The sequence below is a fragment of the Acinetobacter sp. V115_6 genome, from assembly GCF_031799025.1.
Classification (GTDB): Bacteria; Pseudomonadota; Gammaproteobacteria; order Pseudomonadales; family Moraxellaceae; genus Acinetobacter; species Acinetobacter pittii.
This window is the reverse complement of sequence record NZ_JAVQNO010000021.1, coordinates 1,702,371-1,721,880: the sequence shown is the minus strand read 5'-3', so window position 1 is coordinate 1,721,880 and position 19,510 is coordinate 1,702,371. Positions and strand designations below refer to the sequence as shown.

Genomic DNA, 19,510 nt, shown 5'->3' with positions numbered 1-19,510 from the left:
TAATCGTTATAAAAGAGATTTAGACGTGGAGGATAACTTTTGAAATTTAGATCAAAAATTGATTGGTGGCTTTTACTCATATTTATTGTTGTCACTGCCAATATCGTTATGAAAATTTATGAAGCAAATTATCATTATTCTTTAGCTTCAAATTTTCCGCACCTCGTCATTTACAGTTTAGTCATTTTGGTTATTTGGCTTCCCATCTTTAATACCTATTATCTAGTAGAAAACAACACCTTAATTATTAGGAGTTTAGTGTTTCGATGGAAAATTAATATTAATGATATTACTCGCATAGAACCTACCCATAATCCACTTTCTTCTCCAGCATTATCGCTAGATCGGCTTAAAATTTATTATATGAAAGATGGCAGAGTGGCTACAGTAATGATCTCGCCAAAAGATAAAGAGGGTTTCTTAAATATTTTACGCAATAATCCTAACGCCAAGTATTAATGTGTAGTTGATAAATAGAGTCTTTTAAATATCTAGAAAACACTAGTTATGTATTAAAATTTTGAAAATATAGACGGTAATCCTTAGTTTGGTTAAATAAATAAACTATAAGTCTCTCTTCTAAAGCATTAATCTGTGCTTATTGCGAAAAAATAAGAAATGGAGATAAAAGATGCTTACACGTTTTTTAATGCCAATTTTAGGCACTACAGTTGTAGTTCTTGTTGCAGGATGTGCTTCATCCTCTCAATATCCAATTACTGATAGTTATGGGCCAGACCCAAAACTTCCTGAACCTAAATCAAGCCTATTACCAACTGTTAATATAGCTCCAGCAGAAGGCTGGCCGAGTGGGGTAATGCCAAAACCAGCAGAAGGTTTAAAGGTCAAAGCATTTGCCAAAGGACTTGAACACCCACGTTGGCTTTATGTATTACCAAATGGTGATGTATTGGTTGCTGAAACGGATGCCCCGCCTAAACCAGAAGACAGCAAAGGGATTAAAGGCAAAATTATGTCTTTTGTGATGAGACGTGCAGGATCATCTCATCCAAGTGCAAACCGTATTAGTTTACTTCGTGACACTAATGGAGACGGAGTTGCCGATCAGAAAACAGTATTTCTTCAAAACTTAAATTCTCCATTTGGTATGGCATTGGTCGGTAATAACTTATATATCGCCAATACAGATGCACTGTTGCGTTTTCCTTATCAAGAAGGTGAAACTCAAATTACGGCCAGTGGAACCAAAGTGTTGGACTTACCCGGTGGCCCTTTAAATCACCATTGGACCAAAAATGTGATTGCTAACCCAGCTGGTACCAAGTTGTACATTACCGTTGGTTCTAACAGTAACGTTGCTGAAAATGGTTTAGATCAAGAAAAAGGCCGAGCACAAATTACAGAGTTTGATATTGCAAGTGGTCAGTCACGCCCATTTGCAACCGGCCTGCGTAATCCAAATGGTATGGCTTGGCAACCTCAAAGTGGAAAACTCTGGACGGTGGTTAATGAGCGCGATGAAATTGGGAGTGACCTAGTACCCGACTATATGACGTCAGTTCAAGATGGAGCTTTTTATGGCTGGCCTTATAGCTACTATGGTCAACATGTAGATGTGCGAGTAAAACCGCAAAATCCTGAAATGGTTGCTCGTGCAATTAAACCCGACTATGCGCTAGGTAACCATACGGCTTCTTTAGGCCTTGCATTTTATGCAGCCGAACTCATGCCACAATTTAGAGGAGGGGCATTGATCGGTCAGCATGGTTCTTGGAACCGTAAACCTCACAGTGGTTATAAAGTCATTTTTGTACCATTTAGAAGTGGCCAACCCTCAGGTCCACCGCAAGATATTTTGACTGGATTCCTCAGTGATAAAGGTAAAGCGTATGGACGCCCTGTAGGTGTAGCAATTGATTTCTCAGGTGCCGTGTTAGTTGCAGATGATGTGGGCAATACGATTTGGCGCGTTTCGCCAGTTGCAGAGACGAATTATGATGCTCCAATGAAATATGCTATTGGAACCCCGCCAGGCACACCATAAAGTATATTAACGATCATTTATTCGCATGGGCGGCCTTTAAGCTTTATAGAGGCTCGTCCAACTGGCTATTATTTAATTTTTAAATAATTGAACGAAAAAAATACTAATTGGACTTTATAAGCCAACTTCTCAAGAATGAATATGTGAAAACAACAATGATGTTTAAGGATAAAACACATGAATACACATATTCGAATTGCCGTGGTTGGTGGCGGTATTGCTGGTCTGGCATTGGCAAGTAATTTAAGTAAACATGCTCATTTAGATGTCCAAATGTTTGAATCTGCACCTCAGTTTTCTGAAATTGGGGCAGGGATTTCTTTTGGAGCAAATGCAGTCAAAGCGATTGAATTATTAGGTTTAGCCAACGAATATCACGCAATTGCAGATAAGGTATCTGCACCATTTCAAGATGTTTGGTTTCAATGGCGTAATGGTTATACCGATGAATATTTATCTGCATCGGTAGCGACAGGTGTAGGGCAGTCTTCTGTTCATCGTGCAGACTTTCTAGATGCGATTATTCCTCACATGCCTACGCAAAATGTCCACTTTTCTAAACGACTTGAGTCTATTGAAGAACAAGAAGATCAAGTCATTTTACATTTCAATGATGGCAGTCGGCACGAATGTGATTATTTGATTGGGGCTGATGGTATTCGCTCTGTTGCTCGCCAATATGTTTTAGCTACTCATCATTTACCACCTGTTCATCCACGCTTTTCAGGAACTTGGGCATATCGTGGCATCATTTCACATGCTTCATTTAAAGAAGCCTTGCAGCAAATGCAAGGTGATACAGACCTAGCTGATATTCCACAAATGTTATTGGGTAAAGATAAGCATATTTTGACGTTCCCAATTCGTAAGGGTGAGCAAATCAATATTGTTGCCTTTTGCTCAAACCGTGAAGATACGGTATTACCAGCCGATACACCATGGACACGCCCTGTCGATAAAGCTCAAATGCTTTCTGATTTTTCAGACTGGAGTGAGAGCTGTCAAAAGTTACTGGGTTTAATTGAGCAACCCACCATTTGGGCTTTACATGAAATTGAAGAACTATCGACTTATCAAAGTGCCTCGGGTCACGTGATTCTTATGGGTGATGCCGCACATGCCATGTTACCTCATCAAGGTGCCGGAGCAGGCCAAGGTCTCGAAGATGCGGTAGTTCTTGCTGCCTTACTGGCGACAAAAAATTTACAAGTAGACCACCAGCTAACCGATGTGTCTTCAATTTATGAAAAGCTCCGTTTAAAACGAGCTTGCCGTGTTCAACAAACCTCTCGTGAGTCTGGCGAAATTTATGAGTGTTATTCAATCCAGTACTCATCTTTTTCAGAAATTGGCGAGCACCTTGAACATCGTTTTGACTGGTTGTGGCAACACGATTTAGAGCAAGATGTTACAGAGGCACAGCAACAATTACATCAGCTAGGAATGGCGACTATTTAAATCATGTGATGCTTTATAAACAATTTGCTAAGGAAAGCAATTATGGAAAAACTAAATGCAAATCAACTCATTGATGAAGCAAGATTAACGCCATTGCATTGGCGAGTGATTTTGCTGAGTGCACTCATTATTATTTTTGATGGATATGATCTCGTCATTTACGGTGTTGCATTACCTAAGCTCATGCAGCACTGGCAGTTAGATAGTATGACTGCTGGGCTTTTAGGTAGTGTTGCACTATTTGGCATGATGTTTGGTGCAATGCTGTTTGGAAGTTTAGCGGACAAATTAGAATCTTATGGCTTTAGTCGTAAACGCCTTATTATGTTATGCATCATGATTTTCAGTGGTTTTACTGTGTTATGCGGTCTTGCCGATAGTCCAAAAGCGTTTGCAATTTACCGTTTCATTGCGGGTTTAGGTTTAGGCGGTGTAATGCCCAACGTTATTGCCCTAATGACAGAATATGCCCCAAAAAAGTTAAGATCTACCTTAGTTTCACTGATGTTTAGTGGCTACGCCATTGGGGGTATGGGCTCGGCACTTTTAGGCATGTGGTTGGTGCCTAATTTTGGTTGGCAAATTATGTTTATTTTGGCAGGTATTCCGTTGGTTCTATTACCGATTATTTGGAAATATTTACCCGAATCGATTGATTATCTAATTCGTCAGAAGAAGTGGGATGAGGTACGACATTTACTTCAACAATTGGCTCCTGAACAAAATATAAGTGTCCAGACCAATATTGTTTTACATCAGGAAAACCAACAAGCTGCTGCTCGTCCTTTGGTTGCCTTGTTTACTGAAAATCGTGCCCTAGTCACCATCTTTTTTTGGCTCAGTGTCTTTATGGCTTTACTTATGGTGTATGCCCTAGGTAATTGGATACCAAAGTTAATGGTAGAAGCAGGCTACGATCTATCAACCAGTTTGGTGTTTTTACTGGCATTAAATTTAGGTGGAATGCTTGGTGCGATTGGAGGTGGTTTCTTTGCTGATCGTTTTCATCTCGGCAAGGTCATTTGTTCACTGTTCTTAGCAGGTGCAATTTCACTTTACTTATTAAGCTATGCGTTACCTATGGTGATTTTATATCTCTGCATTGCTGTTGCAGGTGCGGCTTCTATTGGAGGGCAAATTTTATTACTGGCTTATATGGCGCAGTTTTATCCTTCCCCAATTCGAAGTACCGGCATTGGTATGGCTTTAGGTGTGGGGCGTATTGGCGCTATTCTGGGGCCGATTTTATGCGGCTGGCTTTTAAGTTTGCATTTACCAATTGAATATAATTTTATTGCTCTAGCCATTCCTTGCGTGCTGGCAACCTTAAGTGTTATTGCCATAAGTATTTGCAGTCGAACCAAACGGGTCATGCTGAATTCAAGCATATCCCCATAAGTGTTAAGCATTTTTATCCCGATAAAACAAACTAAACTCTAAACAAAGAAGCTAAAGTCTTTGTTTAGAGTATTTAAAGGATCAGAACCATGGATTTAGGTTTGATTAAAGTTTTTGTCTGTATTTATGAGTCTCGTCATATTAGTAAAGCTGCCGATAAATTAAATTTAAGCCAGCCTTCGGTGACTTATAATTTGAACCGATTACGCCGTCAGTTAAATGATGAGTTATTTACCCGAAGTCGAGGAGGAGTGGAACCAACAAAAGTTGCACATGAACTTTATCCGATTTTTCATCAAGCGATTTTTAATATTGAATCGGCGATTGCTCAAGCACAGGAATTTCATCCTGAAAACTCGAATAAAACGTTCAGAATTGGACTGTCTGATGTAGGGGAAATTTGTCTTTTGCCTAGCCTTATGGCTTTTTTACAAAAAGCAGCCCCACATATTCAAATTGAAATTGAAGAGATTCGATCAGATAAGGTTGAGCAGTGGCTCATTGATGGTTTTTTAGATCTGGCTGTCTTTAATAGTACGCAGACAATAATGCCGAAAATAGAAACCCGTACTCTATTTGAAGAAAGATATGTATGTATTGCCAGAGCAGACCATCCAAGGCTACAACAGCAACTGACTTTAGAACAGTATTTGCAAGAAGATCATGTTGCCATTAAATCATCGACAGGGCATATCCAAGTTGAGCAATATTTAAAAACAATGGATTTGAAGCGACGCATCCGTTTAGAAGTTCCTCATTTTAGTGTTTTACAAGGCGTTTTGCAGAGTTCAGATATGTTGGTGACATTACCGTCACGAGCAGCTCGACATTATCTCGCTCATGGTAATGTCCAAATGTTTGAATTACCTTTCTCGATGGACTCATTTAAAGTGAGCTTGAACTGGTTTAATCGTAGTGATGATATTATTGCCAGAAAATGGCTGATTCAATCTGTCGGTCAAATATTTGAAGTTTTATAAAACCATTAATATCTGTGTTGAAAGTTATATTTAAAATTCAATTTTTAGGTTAATGGATCTGATCTGATCTGATCTGATCTGAGAAGTTAAAGTTCTTTCCAATTTATTATTAAATTTTGATAGCATTCGCGGCATACACAATAATAACTGTTGATACGAATTATGACCGATCAATTAAGAGCAAAATTTGAAAATTTAGAACTTAACGCAGGTTTAGGGAAAATCAGCGCCTTTATTTCGATGTCACTCAGCTTGCTTTGCTTATTTGGTGCTTTATGTTTTTTATTTCCCAGTGTATTAACCACCCCAGAACTTCGTCCTCTTTACGCAAAGCACTATAATCTTTTCTATTATGGCCTGATCACTGGCATTGTGATTAGTGCAGGCTTTGGTGCATTTAGCGCGATTGTTCGTCAAAACCGATATGGGTTCTACGGGCTATGTTTTTCACTTGTGGCAGCAGTTTTGGGTTGCGGCGTAATTGAAGCACCTGTTTTACCAAGTGTACCGTTTTATGCAGGTATCGATTATTTTGTACTGACCTTGTTCATTTTAGCGTTTGTTTTTATTCCGCTTGAAGGTTTTTTTGCTAAAAATCCTGAACAAAAAATATTAAGAGTCGGTTGGGTGACCGATATGAAGTATTTCATGGTCAGCCATGTTGGGATTCAACTATTCAGCTTTTTAACGGTTATGCCAATTCAATATTGGATTACGCACCTGCCTGATAACCCGATTGTGCCTTATGTACAAGCTCAACCAATTTGGCTGCAATTTATTGAGCTACTGATTGTGGTGGATTTTACGGTGTATTGGTTGCACCGTGCTATGCATGAAGTTAATTTCTTATGGCGCTTTCATGCGATTCATCATTCGACTGAATATATGGATTGGTTAGCATCTTCTCGTTTACATGTAATTGAAGTATTAATGACTCGCTTTATTGCGACTTTACCGATTTTCCTGTTGGGTTTTCATACTTCAGCTGTTTTTGCTTATTTAGTTTTTATTTCGTTTCACGCTATTTTTATTCATTCCAATGTACGTTTTCGCTTTCCATATTTACGCTGGATTATTGCAACACCAGAATTCCACCATTGGCATCATTCTTCAGAAAAACCAGCGATTGATAAAAATTATGCTGCTTTTATCCCACTCTATGATGTTATTTTTAAAACGGTCTATATGCCAAGCCACTTAGCAAGTGTATATGGAACGGTTGGCTATAAAATCCCAAATAGTTTTGTAAAACAGTTTACTTGGCCTTTTAAAAAGTATGTAAAGCGGTTTTTAAAACCTTGGCGTAATCAGTAAACCTTAAGTTTTAGCTTAATAAATGTAGAATGCTTAAATGACATGTTTAAGCATTCTTCTTGGCATCTGCCGCTGCAAAATGAGCCATTTGGTCAGCATATGCTTTTTGAAAAGAAGGACGTATAGTCGCTCTCTGAACATATGCGAGACAATGGGGAAATTCTGTCAACCCATCAAATTTATTCACCAAACGTAATACGTCAGCCATAACAATATCGGCAATAGAAAATGACTGAGCTAGCCATTCGCGTTCTGCAAGAAATGACTCCATATGTTGAAGGCGAGACTGAAGAAAGGCATCAAATTGTTTGTGTGCGGGAGTATCTCTCTGAGCATTAGAAAATCTTAATAAAGCCCAAGGAAGACTCGCCATTTCTACTGAATTAAGTGCTGCAAATAACCACTCTATAACTTCATTACGCTGTTTCGGATCTGTAGGTAAAAGTACACGACTACGTTCACCCAAATAAAATAAGATAGCGCCACTTTCAAAAATTGAAATATCACCATCTGTTAACCAAGGAACTTGCCCAAAAGGTTGGTGAGCAAAATGATCAGCTCCTCGCTCATAAAAAGATACGCTATTTATTTTATAGGGCATTTTTGCCTCTTCTAATGCCCATCTTATCCTTATATCTCTTACAAAACCTCGTGGTAATTCTGGAACCCAATCAAAAGTTGTCAAAATGAAATTATTCATAATAAATTTCCTTATATTTTATAATGATAACTCAAACGTACTTTTGAGCCTTTTACTTATTTTTCAGCTAAATTTATCTTGCGAGTGAATCTTGATATTAAAAATAGTCTAACGAAGTTGAATAGATATAAATGTAGCAATCAGAAGCTAAATTATTTATTTAAGTATTATTTGTTTTTAATTGTTTAAGTCAGCTTCATTTGAGGCTGACTTTTTAACAACTCATTATTTGCTTTTAATATTTTTAAAAATCATTACAAGGGCAATCAGAGCAAGGCCAATAATTAAACTCATATAAATATTAGCACTGTTCATAAGTCCAATTTTACCCACAAAATAACCTGCAAGAATTGCCGGAATACTAAAAGCCAAATAGCTTTCAACAAAGAATGCGGCCATAAGACCTGCACGTTCTTCTGGTAACGCAAGCGGCATGACTGTGCGAATTGCTCCCATAAAAGCGGTACCAAAACCCACTCCAGTAATAATAGAGCCTAAAAATAAAATCACTGCACTTGTAAAATTAATCGCTAAAAATAAAACGGTTGCTCCAATAATGATGGATAAGGTACCCGTGAGCAAAATACGAAAATTTGTAGATTTTCTTAGCGTTAAAATACCTGCTGCACCTGAAAGTGCAAGCGACATAAACATAATCCCGTTTAACCATGCAGAAGAGGTTTGAAAAATCTTTGCGAGTAAAGAGGGCATAAGTGATAAGAAAAAACCACTGACCATCCAAAGTGCAATGTTAATAGGGCTAATGCTTAATAAAGCACTTCTCGCTTGAGGAGGAATAGCCATGTTGGGTTTTAAAGAAGCAAGTGCACCCGATCTTTTTTGTGCAGTTTCAGGATTAAAGAAACTTAAAATGAGTTGAAATGCAAAGAGAACACATAAAAGCTCAAAAACGAGCTGCAAAGGTTGTGATGAAAATTGCAAAATAGTACATGTAATAAAGATGCCAGCTGCCATACCGACCATTGGAGCAATACTATTAATCAAGGAGCCCTGATGTTTGCTGAAATCTAAAATTGCGGCTCCTATGGCAGAAACAGCAAGTCCAGTCGCGATGCCTTGCAGCCCACGAGCAATAAATAGCATAGAAACATCTGAGGCAAAAAGGAAAAAGCTCATTGAAACAATTTGCAGAAAAATCGCTGAAAGAATGACAGGTCGACGTCCAATATAATCAGATAAGGAGCCAATAATGAGTAAAGAGGCAAGTAAGGTAAACGCGTAGGTCGCAAAAATTAAGGTTAATGTAACAGGCGAAAATTGCCATGCTTGCTGATACAAGCGATATAGAGGAGTCGGTGAGCTGGACGCGGCCATAAATGTCATGAGCGTGATCGTGTTTAAGGTCAACGCAACTCTTGAATCTAACTGAAAAACAGATCTAGACCGTTTCGAACTTGAATTGTTCATATAAGATGAATAACATAAAAGCGAATATTTAGCTTTTATACATTATTTTTACACTAAAGCAAATCCTTAGCTTTAGTGTATTTTGTATATACAAATAATATTTTAATTGTTTTTTATTGAAGTAGAGCTGATTAATGGCAAAAGTTGTTACTGGGTTACGACCGGGCGGCCGTAGTGAAAGAATCCAAACTGCGGTACATCAAGCAGTCAAAGAGCTTCAAAAAACATTGGAGCAAAGCCAAATCACCATACCTATGATCGCTCATGAGGCAGGAGTAACGCCTTCAACAATTTATCGCCGTTGGGGAGACATTAATCAGTTATTTTCAGATGTTGCTCTAAATGAACTCAAACCCGAAATGGAGCCAAAAGATTTAGGTTCATTTCAACTTGATGTTACCGCATGGGTCGAACAGTATTTTGAAGAGTATTCTTCTGAAGTGGGACAGGTCTTACTACGTGATGTGTTATATGCAGCAGAATCTTCAAATGCCCGACAATGCGAAACCTTAATTATTCAGCAACTCGATATTATTCAAGCTCGAGCAAGACTACGTCATGAACCAACCATATCGAATCAAGAAATTATCGAAGCAGTCATTGCTCCAATGTTGTTTAGAATCTTATTCACTGACCGCACCTTATGCTTAGACTATGTCCATATTTTATTAGAGCGGTTATTTAAGACTCATTCCAATTTTAATTAATTTATAGCGGCCTATTAGTTTAAATATTTAACAAGAAATAGACGCGTTTTCTCATTAAGAAATTATATATCAGTTTTTCTTATTATTTTTAAAATAAATTTTCATAATTCATAATTTATATGTTTTATATAAAATCATTTATTTAATAAATGGTTGGCTTGAGGTGGATAAAAGAGTATGCATGGTGGGTTTTATTACTATTTATGGTGTAAAATTTTAATATAAATAATAACTTACTTAAAAAATTAACTATTTTTAAGATATTTAAAGCTTAAAAATAAAAAGTATTCTATACAATTTAACGCATGATTTTTGAATTTAACATTTTTTAAATTTATGACACAGGGTGTTTTTTATTCTTTACAATGGCTTTTCCTTGTTAAAGCAGCTTGTGGTGCTTGCTTTATATTTTATTTTTTTATCCCCATCGAAAAGGTATTTAGATAATGGATTTCAATACCCTTGACCAAGAAGCAGTACAGAAAAAACAGAAATTTCACCAAATTTTGTATGTACAGGTCATTTTTGCAATTATTTTGGGCATTTTAATTGGTCATTTTTACCCAGAACTTGGCGAAAGTTTAAAACCACTTGGTGATGCATTCATCAAGATCGTTAAAATGATTATCGCTCCCGTCATCTTTTTAACTGTTGTTACAGGCATTGCCAGTATGACAAACATGAGCCGAGTCGGCCGTGTAACTGGTAAAGCTATGCTTTATTTCCTTACCTTCTCAAGCTTGGCACTTGTGGTTGGTATGATTGTGGCAAATATTATCCAACCGGGTAAAGGCCTTAACATTGATCCAGCTACCTTAGTCAACGACAAAGTAAATACTTATGTTGAAAAGGCGCATGCAACAAATATTACCGACTTCTTCATGAATATTATCCCGCAAACATTGGTCAGTCCTCTGGCTGGTGGCGAGATTTTACAGGTGTTATTTGTAGCGGTGTTATTTGGTATTTCTTTGGCTGCATTGGGTGACCGTGCACGTCCAATTACCGACTTCTTAAATAACTTAACAGCTCCAGTTTTTTACCTTGTTGGTATGTTAATGAAGCTTGCTCCAATCGGTGCTTTTGGTGCAATGGCTTTTACCATCGGTGCGTATGGAATCGAGTCAATTGGTAATTTATTACTATTAATTATGACGTTCTATATTACAGCGGTATTGTTTGTCATAGTGATTTTAGGAGCCGTAGCCCGTTACAATGGCTTCTCAATTATTCATTTAATCCGTTATATCAAAGATGAACTTTGGTTAGTTTTAGGAACAAGTTCTTCTGAAGCAGCTTTACCATCTTTAATGGATAAAATGCAAAAAGCAGGTTGTGAAAAATCGGTGGTAGGTTTGGTGATTCCGACAGGTTATTCATTTAACCTCGATGGTACAAATATCTACATGACTATGGCGGCTCTATTCATCGCACAAGCGTGTAATGTTGACTTATCAATTAGTGAACAAATTGCATTGCTTCTTGTGGCAATGGTAAGTTCTAAAGGTGCAGCAGGGGTGACTGGTGCAGGCTTTATTACTCTGGCTGCAACTCTATCGGTTGTACCGGCGGTTCCTGTAGCAGGTATGGCTTTAATTCTTGGTATTGACCGTTTTATGTCAGAGTGCCGTGCATTAACAAATTTAGTTGGTAATGCTTGCGCAACAATTGTTGTAGCACGATGGGATAAAGCTTTAGATAAAGATCTTTTAGATAAAGCTTTAAAGAATCCTAAAGCAGAATAATCTTATAAAAAATCTGTAGCTGAGGGCAATTTGTGAGAGTAGCCCCACTACAGATTTTTCGTTTAATGTCTAACAATATATTTTAATTAAACCATTCTAAAGTTCTGCAATATTACTTATCTTTCAAAAAGACAATACTGTAAATCGAGTCGTAAAAAATTATGCTTTTAAGTGATCCTCAAACTCTTCACCTAATTGCATCGCTAATGAATTACCTGCTAAATCACAGGTCACTAAACCATATTCTTTTTTAAAACTAAAAGTAAAACCTTTTCCATCAGCAAGATTTTTAACTGAATACCCTAACTTTTCTAACCAAATACGAAACGCAATCAAATTTTTAGCTTTAACAACCTTTTTCACGTGAGAACTCCTTCTATCCGTGGCATTACATCTTATTTATTAATAGGGTTTTAATTAGATTTTTTAAAGGGGGAAATCTTTGTTTTATTTTGCAACTTGTAAAAAAAGTAAGATAGAGAAAGAACAGTTTTCATTTTTATAAAAATATGGTGGTGTTATGTAACTAAAAAATAAAAACTTTTTATTTAATGAATTGTTTGTTGATGTGTTTTTAAGAAAATATAAATTTGAGGGAATTTTTAAAAAGATGAATAAATATGAAGAAAGTAAATGTAAAAAATAATTACGATCAACGTGCGCTATGCAAAAAGATACAGTTCTTAAAATGAAACTGTATCTCTTAAAAGGAGAAGCTTTAACTTTAAAAATTATCTTTAAGTGTACGTAAATGAGCAAAGTCTTCAGCACTTTCTGCGCGAAGAAAAGGATTGGTTGCTAATTCAAGTTCAATCGTACTCGGAAGAGTGATTGATCCTTGTTTACGTAGCTCACGAACTTCTTCAGCTCGTTCAGATAAGGCGTGGTTATGCGGCTCTACCGTTAAGGCAAATTCGGCATTTGAAAGTGTATATTCATGCGTACAATAAACTTTAGTTTGAGTTGGTAGGGCTGCTAAACGGCTCAGTGAGTGATACATTTGTTCAGCCGTACCTTCAAATAATCGACCACATCCCATTGCAAACAAAGTGTCACCGCAGAATACGGCTTCTAATTCCTCAATAAAATACACAATGTGTCCTAAGGTGTGACCTGGAGTCGCGATAATCTCTACTTTTAAATCATTAAATTTTAGATGGTCGTCATGTTGTAAGGGATGAGTAATTCCTGGAATCTTTGTGAGCTCATCACGTGGACCATAGACAGTAATATTTTGGGCAGCTGTTAAATCCGCTACACCACCGATATGATCTTTATGCCAATGAGTGAGCCAGATTTGTTTTAAAGTGAGCTGATGATTTTGACAAAATTGAGTAACAAGTTCAGCTTCTGTTGGGTCAACTGCAATAGCCTCTTGGGTTTCAGTATCTTCTAAAATCCAGATATAGTTTTGGAGGGCATTCTGTACATCAATAAAATGAATTCTATAACGCATTGTTTTATCCTAAAACCAAATCCAAAGAGTAAGTAATCACTGTTTTTGATAATAACAGAAAATGGTAGTAAGCCACTCACTCAACCTTTTTATGAAAATGATGTATATAAAACAAAAAAGCCCCCATTTAGGGAGCTTTTTATATGAGTAATTTAACGGATCTTAGAGAGCCAGTTACCTAGCGTCTGTACAACCTGTACTAAGAGCAATAGAACAATTACTGTTAAAATTACAACGCTTGTATCAAAACGTTGGTAACCATAAGAGATTGCTAAGTCACCAATACCACCTGCGCCCACTGCACCAGCCATTGCTGTTGCACCAATCAAACTGATTGTGGCTGTTGTGAGGTTTAGAATGAGTGAACTGCGTGCTTCTGGCAAAATAAAGCGGTAAATAATTTGCCAAGGTGTAGCACCCATCGCCTGAGCAGATTCAATAATTCCTTCATTTACTTCGAGTAGGGAAGTTTCAATCAGACGTCCCATATATGGACCAACGTAAATTGTTAAAGGGACAATCGCAGCCCATGTACCAATTGAAGTGCCTACCAATAACTTGGTAAGAGGAATCACTGCAATAAGTAAAATAATAAATGGGAGAGAGCGTAACGCATTTACAATTGGGTTGAGTAAATGATAGACGAATCTATTTGGCAAAATACCTTCTGGTCGAGTTACAAGCAAGATAACCCCTTGAATGAAACCCCAAATACCACCAAATAAAAGCGCAAAAAACACCATGTGAAATGTTTCTTGTAGAGCTGTTACAAACTGGTCAATTGAAAGAGAACTGTGCCAGAAAGGTTGAGTAAGTTCAGTTAACCACTGTACGATTAAATCTCTCATACTTGATCTCCTGATTGAACTACACTTACTTCATTTTTCTCTAAAAACTCGATAGCCTGTTTAATCAACTGTGGCTCACCTAGAAGCTGTACAAACATTTGACCAATGACAGTACCGTTAATTTCAGTCATGTTAGCGAATAAGATATTTAAACTAATATCAAATTGTTTAATCAGTGACTGAATTACAGGTTCTTGAGCAGAACGGCCCAAAAACTGTAAACAGTAGATGCTATGGTGATGCTGATTTTCGAGTTGATTTAAAATATTCACAGGCAACTGTTGATGTAACACAGTTTGAATAAAGTTTTTAGTCGTCGGATGTTGAGGATTACTAAAGATATCAATCGTTGAACCTTGTTCAATGACTTTACCAGCTTCCATCACAGCTACATGATCACAAACAGTTTCAATGACATCCATTTCATGGGTCACCATAACGATTGTGATTTTTTGCTCTTGATTGATTTTCTTGAGTAACTCTAAAACAGACTTGGTTGTTTGCGGGTCTAGGGCAGAGGTTGCTTCATCACACAAAAGAATTTTTGGATGATTTGCCAAAGCACGAGCAATACCGACACGTTGCTTTTGGCCGCCAGAAAGTTCATCAGGATAAGCATCTTTTTTGTGCTTAAGATCAATGAACTCCAATAACTCATTTAAGCGCTTTTCACGTTCTGCTTTATTGTAATTCAGCAGACGCATTGGCATTTCGATATTTTCAGCAACCGTTTTGGTTTGTAGCAAATTGAAGTGCTGAAAAATCATACCAATATTTGCACGTTCCTGACGTAATGAACGCGCATCCAAAGCAGTGAAGTCCTTTTGATTAATGATAACCTGACCTTCATTTGGTCGTTCAAGTAAGTTAATCAGGCGGATTAAAGTACTTTTACCTGCACCACTATAGCCAATAATACCAAAAATACTCCCTTCAGGAATTTCCAAATTAATTTGGTCCAGAGCTCGTATGGTTTGGCCTTTAAGCTGATAGTGCTTTGAAATGTTTTTAAATTGAATCATGTCGTCAAAAACTATGCTAAAAAGAAAAAACAGGCAAAGAGTCTTTGCCTGTTTCGCGTTGCAGCTATTATATTACTATTTAGCTTCCGTGAGGTAGCTGATTGGCTGATTCACGTCAACTTTTGTACCACCAAAGTGTTGTTCAACGTATTTTTTAACAGCTTCAGTGTGGTATAGCTGACCAACTTTCTGAAGAATTGGGTCATCTTTGCGAGATTCAGCTGTTGCAAGGATGTTTACATTCAGTTTAGTGCTTTGGTCAACAGGTTCATAGTAGATAGAATCTTTAAGTACGTTTAAACCACCTTCTAAAGCTAATGTATTACCTAAAACAATTGCATCAACTTCATCTTTTACGCGTACAGCTGTCGCCATTTGGATTGGTTTGATATCAATTTTTTTACTGTTATCGATAATATCGCTTGGTGTGCCTTTAGCAGGGTCGAAGTCAGCTTTAAGTTTAATTAAGCCGGCACTTTGTAATAACAATAATGCACGAGCTTCATTCGCTGCATCATTAGGAATTGCAATGCTTGCACCTTGTTGGAATTCTTCTACTTTTTTATGTTTACTTGAGTAGATTCCCATTGGCTCAAGATAAGTTGTAGCAACTGGAGCAATTTTATCTTTATTTGATGCATTGAAAGCCACCAAATATGCATAAGATTGGAATGCATTTAAGTCAACTTCTTTATTTGCTACAGCTGTATTCATTGCAACATAATCAGTGAAATTTTTCACCTCAAGCTTAACACCAGCAGCTTTAGTTTCTGGTAAAGTCGAAATATAACGCCAGATATCAGCGTCAGAACCAGTTGAGGCAATAACCACAGTTTGAAGTTGTGATGAATCACCACTCTTTCCAGCTTGTGGTTCACTTTGTTGTTTCCCGCAAGCTGCAAGTAATAGCACAGACACGCTTAAAAAAAGACTGATCAGCTTTTTCATGTAAAAAAAGTCCTGATTAAGAGAGATATCAACTATTTAGCTGGCTCTCTAGAAAAGAAAATGAGTTTTGTTGTCACGTCACAAAGTTTTGAATGCTAAAAGTTATAGCTTTTAGCTCTTTTCTAATTCCTCAGATACTTGTTTTACCGTTTTTGATCTGTACTAAATAAAACTATTTTCACAACAGTTCTATCATGAGTTGACAGTCTTTAAGCGATTTCTAAAAGTATTCAATGTTAAAAATAACTATTATCCCTAACAGAATTAGATGATGAGCCTCAATATTTAAAGGCACAATAACTTTGTGGAAAGTTCCAACGCTTTATCTAATCATATCAATAAAAACATATTCAATATAGTGGACATGTTTCGATCTTATTGTTTGGAAGTGAATAAAAACTGGGATTTATATAAAATTTTCTGATAAATAAGAATGAAATATAAAAAGCCCTCTTTAATAGAGGGCTTTTTATCAGTTGAGAGTTTTTTACTCAGCTTTTTCTCGTGCAATTGCGCGATAGCCAATGTCACTACGATATTGCATACCTGTAAAGGTTACTTGTCCGCATACTTCAAGTGCATTAATTTGTGCTTCAAGCACGCTGTCGCCTAGCGCAGTTACACAAAGAACTCGACCACCAGAAGTCACGATGTGACCATCTTCACGAGTTGCAGTGCCTGCGTGGAAAATTTTAGTATCTTCAGGTGATTGTCCAATACCTGAAATTACATCACCTTTGCGTACGCTATCAGGATAGCCTTCGGCTGCAAGTACGATACCGATTGACTTACGCTCATCCCATTCAGCTTCTTTTGGCAAATTGCCAGCAATACCAGCTTCTACCAATTCAACAAGAGATGACTTTAAGCGCATCATGATTGGCTGAGTTTCAGGATCACCGAAACGACAGTTGAACTCGATCACACGCGGTTGACCTTGTTCATCAATCATTAAGCCAGCATATAAGAAACCAGTGTAGACATGTCCGTCAGCAGCCATACCTTCAACAGTCGGACGCATGATTTCAGTCATAACACGTTCGAAAATGTCAGAAGTTACCACCGGAGCAGGAGAGTAAGCACCCATACCGCCAGTATTAGGACCTTGGTCACCTTCAAAAATACGCTTGTGATCTTGTGAAGTTGCCATTGGTAAAATGTTTTTACCATCAATCATACAAATGAAAGAAGCTTCTTCACCTGCAAGGAACTGTTCAATTACAACACGTGAACCAGCATCACCGAATTTGTTGCCTGCAAGCATGTCATCAATTGCTGCAAAAGCTTCTTCGTTGGTCATTGCAACGATTACACCTTTACCAGCAGCAAGACCGTCTGCCTTAATTACAATTGGTGCACCATTTTTTTCAACATAAGCTTTAGCTGCATCAACTTCCGTAAATACTTCGTAAAAAGCAGTTGGAATGTTATGACGCTTTAAAAAATGTTTAGCAAATGCCTTTGAGCCTTCAAGCTGCGCAGCATATTGAGTTGGTCCCCAAATTTTTAGACCTGCTTCGCGAGCAGCATCTACCACACCATTCACTAAAGGTGCTTCTGGACCAACAATAATAAGTTCAACATTATTTTCTTTAGCAAAAGCGATAATTGCAGGATTGTCTAAAATATCAAGCTGAACATTAACGCATTTGTCTTCAGTTGCAGTTCCCGCATTTCCCGGTGCAACGAAAACTTGAGTAACTTTGGTATCTTGCGCGATTTTCCATGCCAAAGCATGTTCACGACCACCACTACCTAAAACTAAAATATTCATTTTTAATTTGTTCCTTAACTTTAATCCTTTTCATCCCCCTCTATTCCTCAAGGTGGAGTTTAGCTCCATTATTGTGGAAAACCCTCCTGAATGAAAGGAGGGTTAGGGAGGACTAAATTTAAATTAGTGGCGGAAATGGCGCATACCAGTGAACACCATTGCAATACCAGCTTCGTCTGCTGCAGCGATTACTTCTTCATCACGCATAGAACCACCTGGTTGAATGATGCATTTAATGCCAGCTTTAGCAGCATTATCAATACCGTCACGGAACGGGAAGAATGCATCAGAAGCCATTACAGCACCTTCAACAACCAAACCAGCATGTTCAGCTTTAATGGCAGCAATACGAGCCGAGTTAACGCGACTCATTTGACCTGCACCTACACCAATAGTTTGGCGGTTTTTAGCATAAACAATTGCGTTTGATTTTACATATTTCGCAACTTTCCAAGCAAAGATGAGGTCATCAATTTCTTGTTCAGTTGGCGCACGCTTAGTAACTACTTTAAGATCACCTTTAGTGATCATGCCCAAGTCTTGATCTTGAACAAGTAAGCCACCATTTACGCGTTTATAGTCAAGTTGCGGTGCACGTGCATCAATAGCAGGTAACTCGCCACATACTAAAACACGTACATTTTTCTTAGCGCCAGTTACTTCAAGTACGCCATCAGCAATACTTGGAGCAATAATTACTTCAACGAATTGACGCTCTACAATTGCTTGAGCAGTTGCAACGTCTAATTCACGGTTGAATGCAATAATACCGCCAAAAGCAGATTCTGGATCAGTTGCATAAGCTAAATCATAAGCAGCTTTAATGCCGTCTAAAGAAACCGCAACACCACAAGGATTAGCATGTTTCACGATGACACAAGCAGGTTTTGCGAATGATTTAACACATTCAAGTGCAGCATCTGTATCTGCAATGTTGTTATAAGACAATTCTTTGCCTTGTAACTGTTTTGCAGTAGAAACTGATGCTTCTTTTGCATTAGCTTCGACATAGAAAGCAGCCGATTGATGTGGGTTTTCACCGTAACGTAAATCTTGTGCTTTGTTCAATTGAGTATTGAATGTACGAGGGAATAAGTCAGCTTCACCTTCGGTCTTACCAACGCGAGCGCCTAAGTAAGAAGCGATCATGCCATCGTATTGAGCTGTATGTTCAAATGCTTTAACTGCTAAATCAAAACGTGTTTCATAAGAAAGTGAACCAGCAGTTTTTAATTCATTAATTACAGTGTCGTAATCAGAAGCATTAACTACAATACCTACTGAAGCATGGTTTTTAGCAGCTGCACGAACCATTGTAGGACCACCGATGTCGATATTTTCGATTGCATCAGGAAGAGTACAGTCAGGTTTTGCAACAGTTGCAGCAAATGGATAAAGGTTTACAACAACAAGATCAATCGGATCGATGTTGTGTTCTTCCATAACTGCTTCGTCTAAACCGCGACGAGCAAGAATACCGCCATGAATTTTTGGATGTAATGTCTTAACACGACCATCCATCATTTCAGGGAAGCCGGTATGTTCAGATACTTCTACAACCGCGATATTATTATCTTTAAGCAACTTATATGTGCCGCCTGTAGATAATAGTTCTACCCCTAGAGCTGCAAGGTTTTGAGCAAATTCGACAATTCCTGTCTTATCAGATACAGAAATCAAAGCACGTTTAATAGTCATGATGTTTAATTCAACAATTTCAAGTCTAC

At 37.7% G+C, this 19,510-nt stretch carries 17 protein-coding genes; 8 read left to right on the top strand and 9 right to left on the bottom strand.

The window, feature by feature from the left end; translation table 11 throughout:
- The first annotated feature begins 39 nt into the window (after positions 1 to 39).
- The 6 genes from RMA94_RS16525 (at position 40) to RMA94_RS16500 (ending at position 7,155) form a co-directional block, all read left to right on the top strand.
- Entirely contained in the window at positions 40 to 459 is a 420-nt protein-coding gene (locus tag RMA94_RS16525; RefSeq protein WP_206216524.1) for a PH domain-containing protein, read from the top strand.
- Between the two features lie 172 nt (positions 460 to 631).
- Complete coding sequence (locus tag RMA94_RS16520; RefSeq protein WP_311083785.1) at positions 632 to 2,005, top strand: sorbosone dehydrogenase family protein; 1,374 nt, start codon at positions 632 to 634, stop codon at positions 2,003 to 2,005.
- 177 nt (positions 2,006 to 2,182) lie between these two features.
- Positions 2,183 to 3,463: a salicylate 1-monooxygenase gene (gene salA / locus RMA94_RS16515; RefSeq protein WP_311083784.1), complete on the top strand. Its 1,281-nt coding sequence runs from the start codon at positions 2,183 to 2,185 to the stop codon at positions 3,461 to 3,463.
- 42 nt (positions 3,464 to 3,505) lie between these two features.
- Positions 3,506 to 4,861, top strand: coding sequence for an MFS transporter (locus RMA94_RS16510; protein WP_311083783.1), 1,356 nt, complete (start codon positions 3,506 to 3,508; stop codon positions 4,859 to 4,861).
- An 89-nt stretch (positions 4,862 to 4,950) separates the two neighbouring features.
- On the top strand, positions 4,951 to 5,841 hold the full coding sequence (locus RMA94_RS16505; protein WP_311083782.1) for a LysR family transcriptional regulator: 891 nt from the start codon (positions 4,951 to 4,953) through the stop codon (positions 5,839 to 5,841).
- A gap of 162 nt (positions 5,842 to 6,003) precedes the next feature.
- The gene (locus RMA94_RS16500) at positions 6,004 to 7,155 is read left to right on the top strand and encodes a sterol desaturase family protein (protein WP_311083781.1); all 1,152 of its coding nucleotides are present in this window, start codon (positions 6,004 to 6,006) and stop codon (positions 7,153 to 7,155) included.
- A gap of 46 nt (positions 7,156 to 7,201) precedes the next feature.
- Here the strand turns inward: RMA94_RS16500 and RMA94_RS16495 are convergent, their stop codons facing one another.
- Together RMA94_RS16495 and RMA94_RS16490 are read right to left on the bottom strand one after the other, a co-directional pair.
- A complete protein-coding gene (locus RMA94_RS16495; RefSeq protein ID WP_202724260.1) occupies positions 7,202 to 7,855 on the bottom strand; it encodes a glutathione S-transferase family protein in 654 nt (217 codons plus the stop codon).
- A gap of 225 nt (positions 7,856 to 8,080) precedes the next feature.
- Positions 8,081 to 9,283 carry an MFS transporter gene (locus RMA94_RS16490; protein ID WP_311083780.1) on the bottom strand — a complete coding sequence of 401 codons (1,203 nt, stop codon included), beginning with the start codon at positions 9,281 to 9,283 and terminating at the stop codon, positions 8,081 to 8,083.
- Positions 9,284 to 9,417: 134 nt separating this feature from the next.
- Between RMA94_RS16490 and RMA94_RS16485 the strand changes: the two genes are divergently transcribed.
- On the top strand, positions 9,418 to 9,990 hold the full coding sequence (locus RMA94_RS16485; protein ID WP_151302433.1) for a TetR/AcrR family transcriptional regulator: 573 nt from the start codon (positions 9,418 to 9,420) through the stop codon (positions 9,988 to 9,990).
- Positions 9,991 to 10,436: 446 nt separating this feature from the next.
- Positions 10,437 to 11,735 (top strand): dicarboxylate/amino acid:cation symporter, encoded by a 1,299-nt coding sequence (locus tag RMA94_RS16480; protein ID WP_202724258.1) that lies wholly within the window; start codon positions 10,437 to 10,439, stop codon positions 11,733 to 11,735.
- Between the two features lie 159 nt (positions 11,736 to 11,894).
- Here the strand turns inward: RMA94_RS16480 and RMA94_RS16475 are convergent, their stop codons facing one another.
- The 7 genes from RMA94_RS16475 to purH form a co-directional block, all read right to left on the bottom strand.
- Positions 11,895 to 12,098 carry a hypothetical protein gene (locus RMA94_RS16475; protein WP_002119766.1) on the bottom strand — a complete coding sequence of 68 codons (204 nt, stop codon included), beginning with the start codon at positions 12,096 to 12,098 and terminating at the stop codon, positions 11,895 to 11,897.
- 361 nt (positions 12,099 to 12,459) lie between these two features.
- The gene (gene gloB, locus RMA94_RS16470; protein WP_311083779.1) at positions 12,460 to 13,191 is read right to left on the bottom strand and encodes a hydroxyacylglutathione hydrolase; all 732 of its coding nucleotides are present in this window, start codon (positions 13,189 to 13,191) and stop codon (positions 12,460 to 12,462) included.
- A 152-nt stretch (positions 13,192 to 13,343) separates the two neighbouring features.
- Complete coding sequence (locus tag RMA94_RS16465; protein ID WP_311083778.1) at positions 13,344 to 14,039, bottom strand: methionine ABC transporter permease; 696 nt, start codon at positions 14,037 to 14,039, stop codon at positions 13,344 to 13,346.
- Positions 14,036 to 15,061 (bottom strand): methionine ABC transporter ATP-binding protein, encoded by a 1,026-nt coding sequence (locus RMA94_RS16460; RefSeq protein ID WP_002119636.1) that lies wholly within the window; start codon positions 15,059 to 15,061, stop codon positions 14,036 to 14,038. Before RMA94_RS16460 ends, RMA94_RS16465 begins: the two co-directional genes overlap by 4 nt.
- Before the next feature lie 75 nt (positions 15,062 to 15,136).
- Positions 15,137 to 16,009 (bottom strand): MetQ/NlpA family ABC transporter substrate-binding protein, encoded by an 873-nt coding sequence (locus RMA94_RS16455; RefSeq protein WP_002119639.1) that lies wholly within the window; start codon positions 16,007 to 16,009, stop codon positions 15,137 to 15,139.
- Positions 16,010 to 16,496: 487 nt separating this feature from the next.
- Entirely contained in the window at positions 16,497 to 17,783 is a 1,287-nt protein-coding gene (purD, locus tag RMA94_RS16450; RefSeq protein ID WP_002119643.1) for a phosphoribosylamine--glycine ligase, read from the bottom strand.
- Between the two features lie 123 nt (positions 17,784 to 17,906).
- Positions 17,907 to 19,481, bottom strand: a complete 1,575-nt coding sequence (gene purH / locus RMA94_RS16445; RefSeq protein ID WP_311083777.1) for a bifunctional phosphoribosylaminoimidazolecarboxamide formyltransferase/IMP cyclohydrolase — start codon at positions 19,479 to 19,481, stop codon at positions 17,907 to 17,909.
- Positions 19,482 to 19,510: the final 29 nt, after the last annotated feature.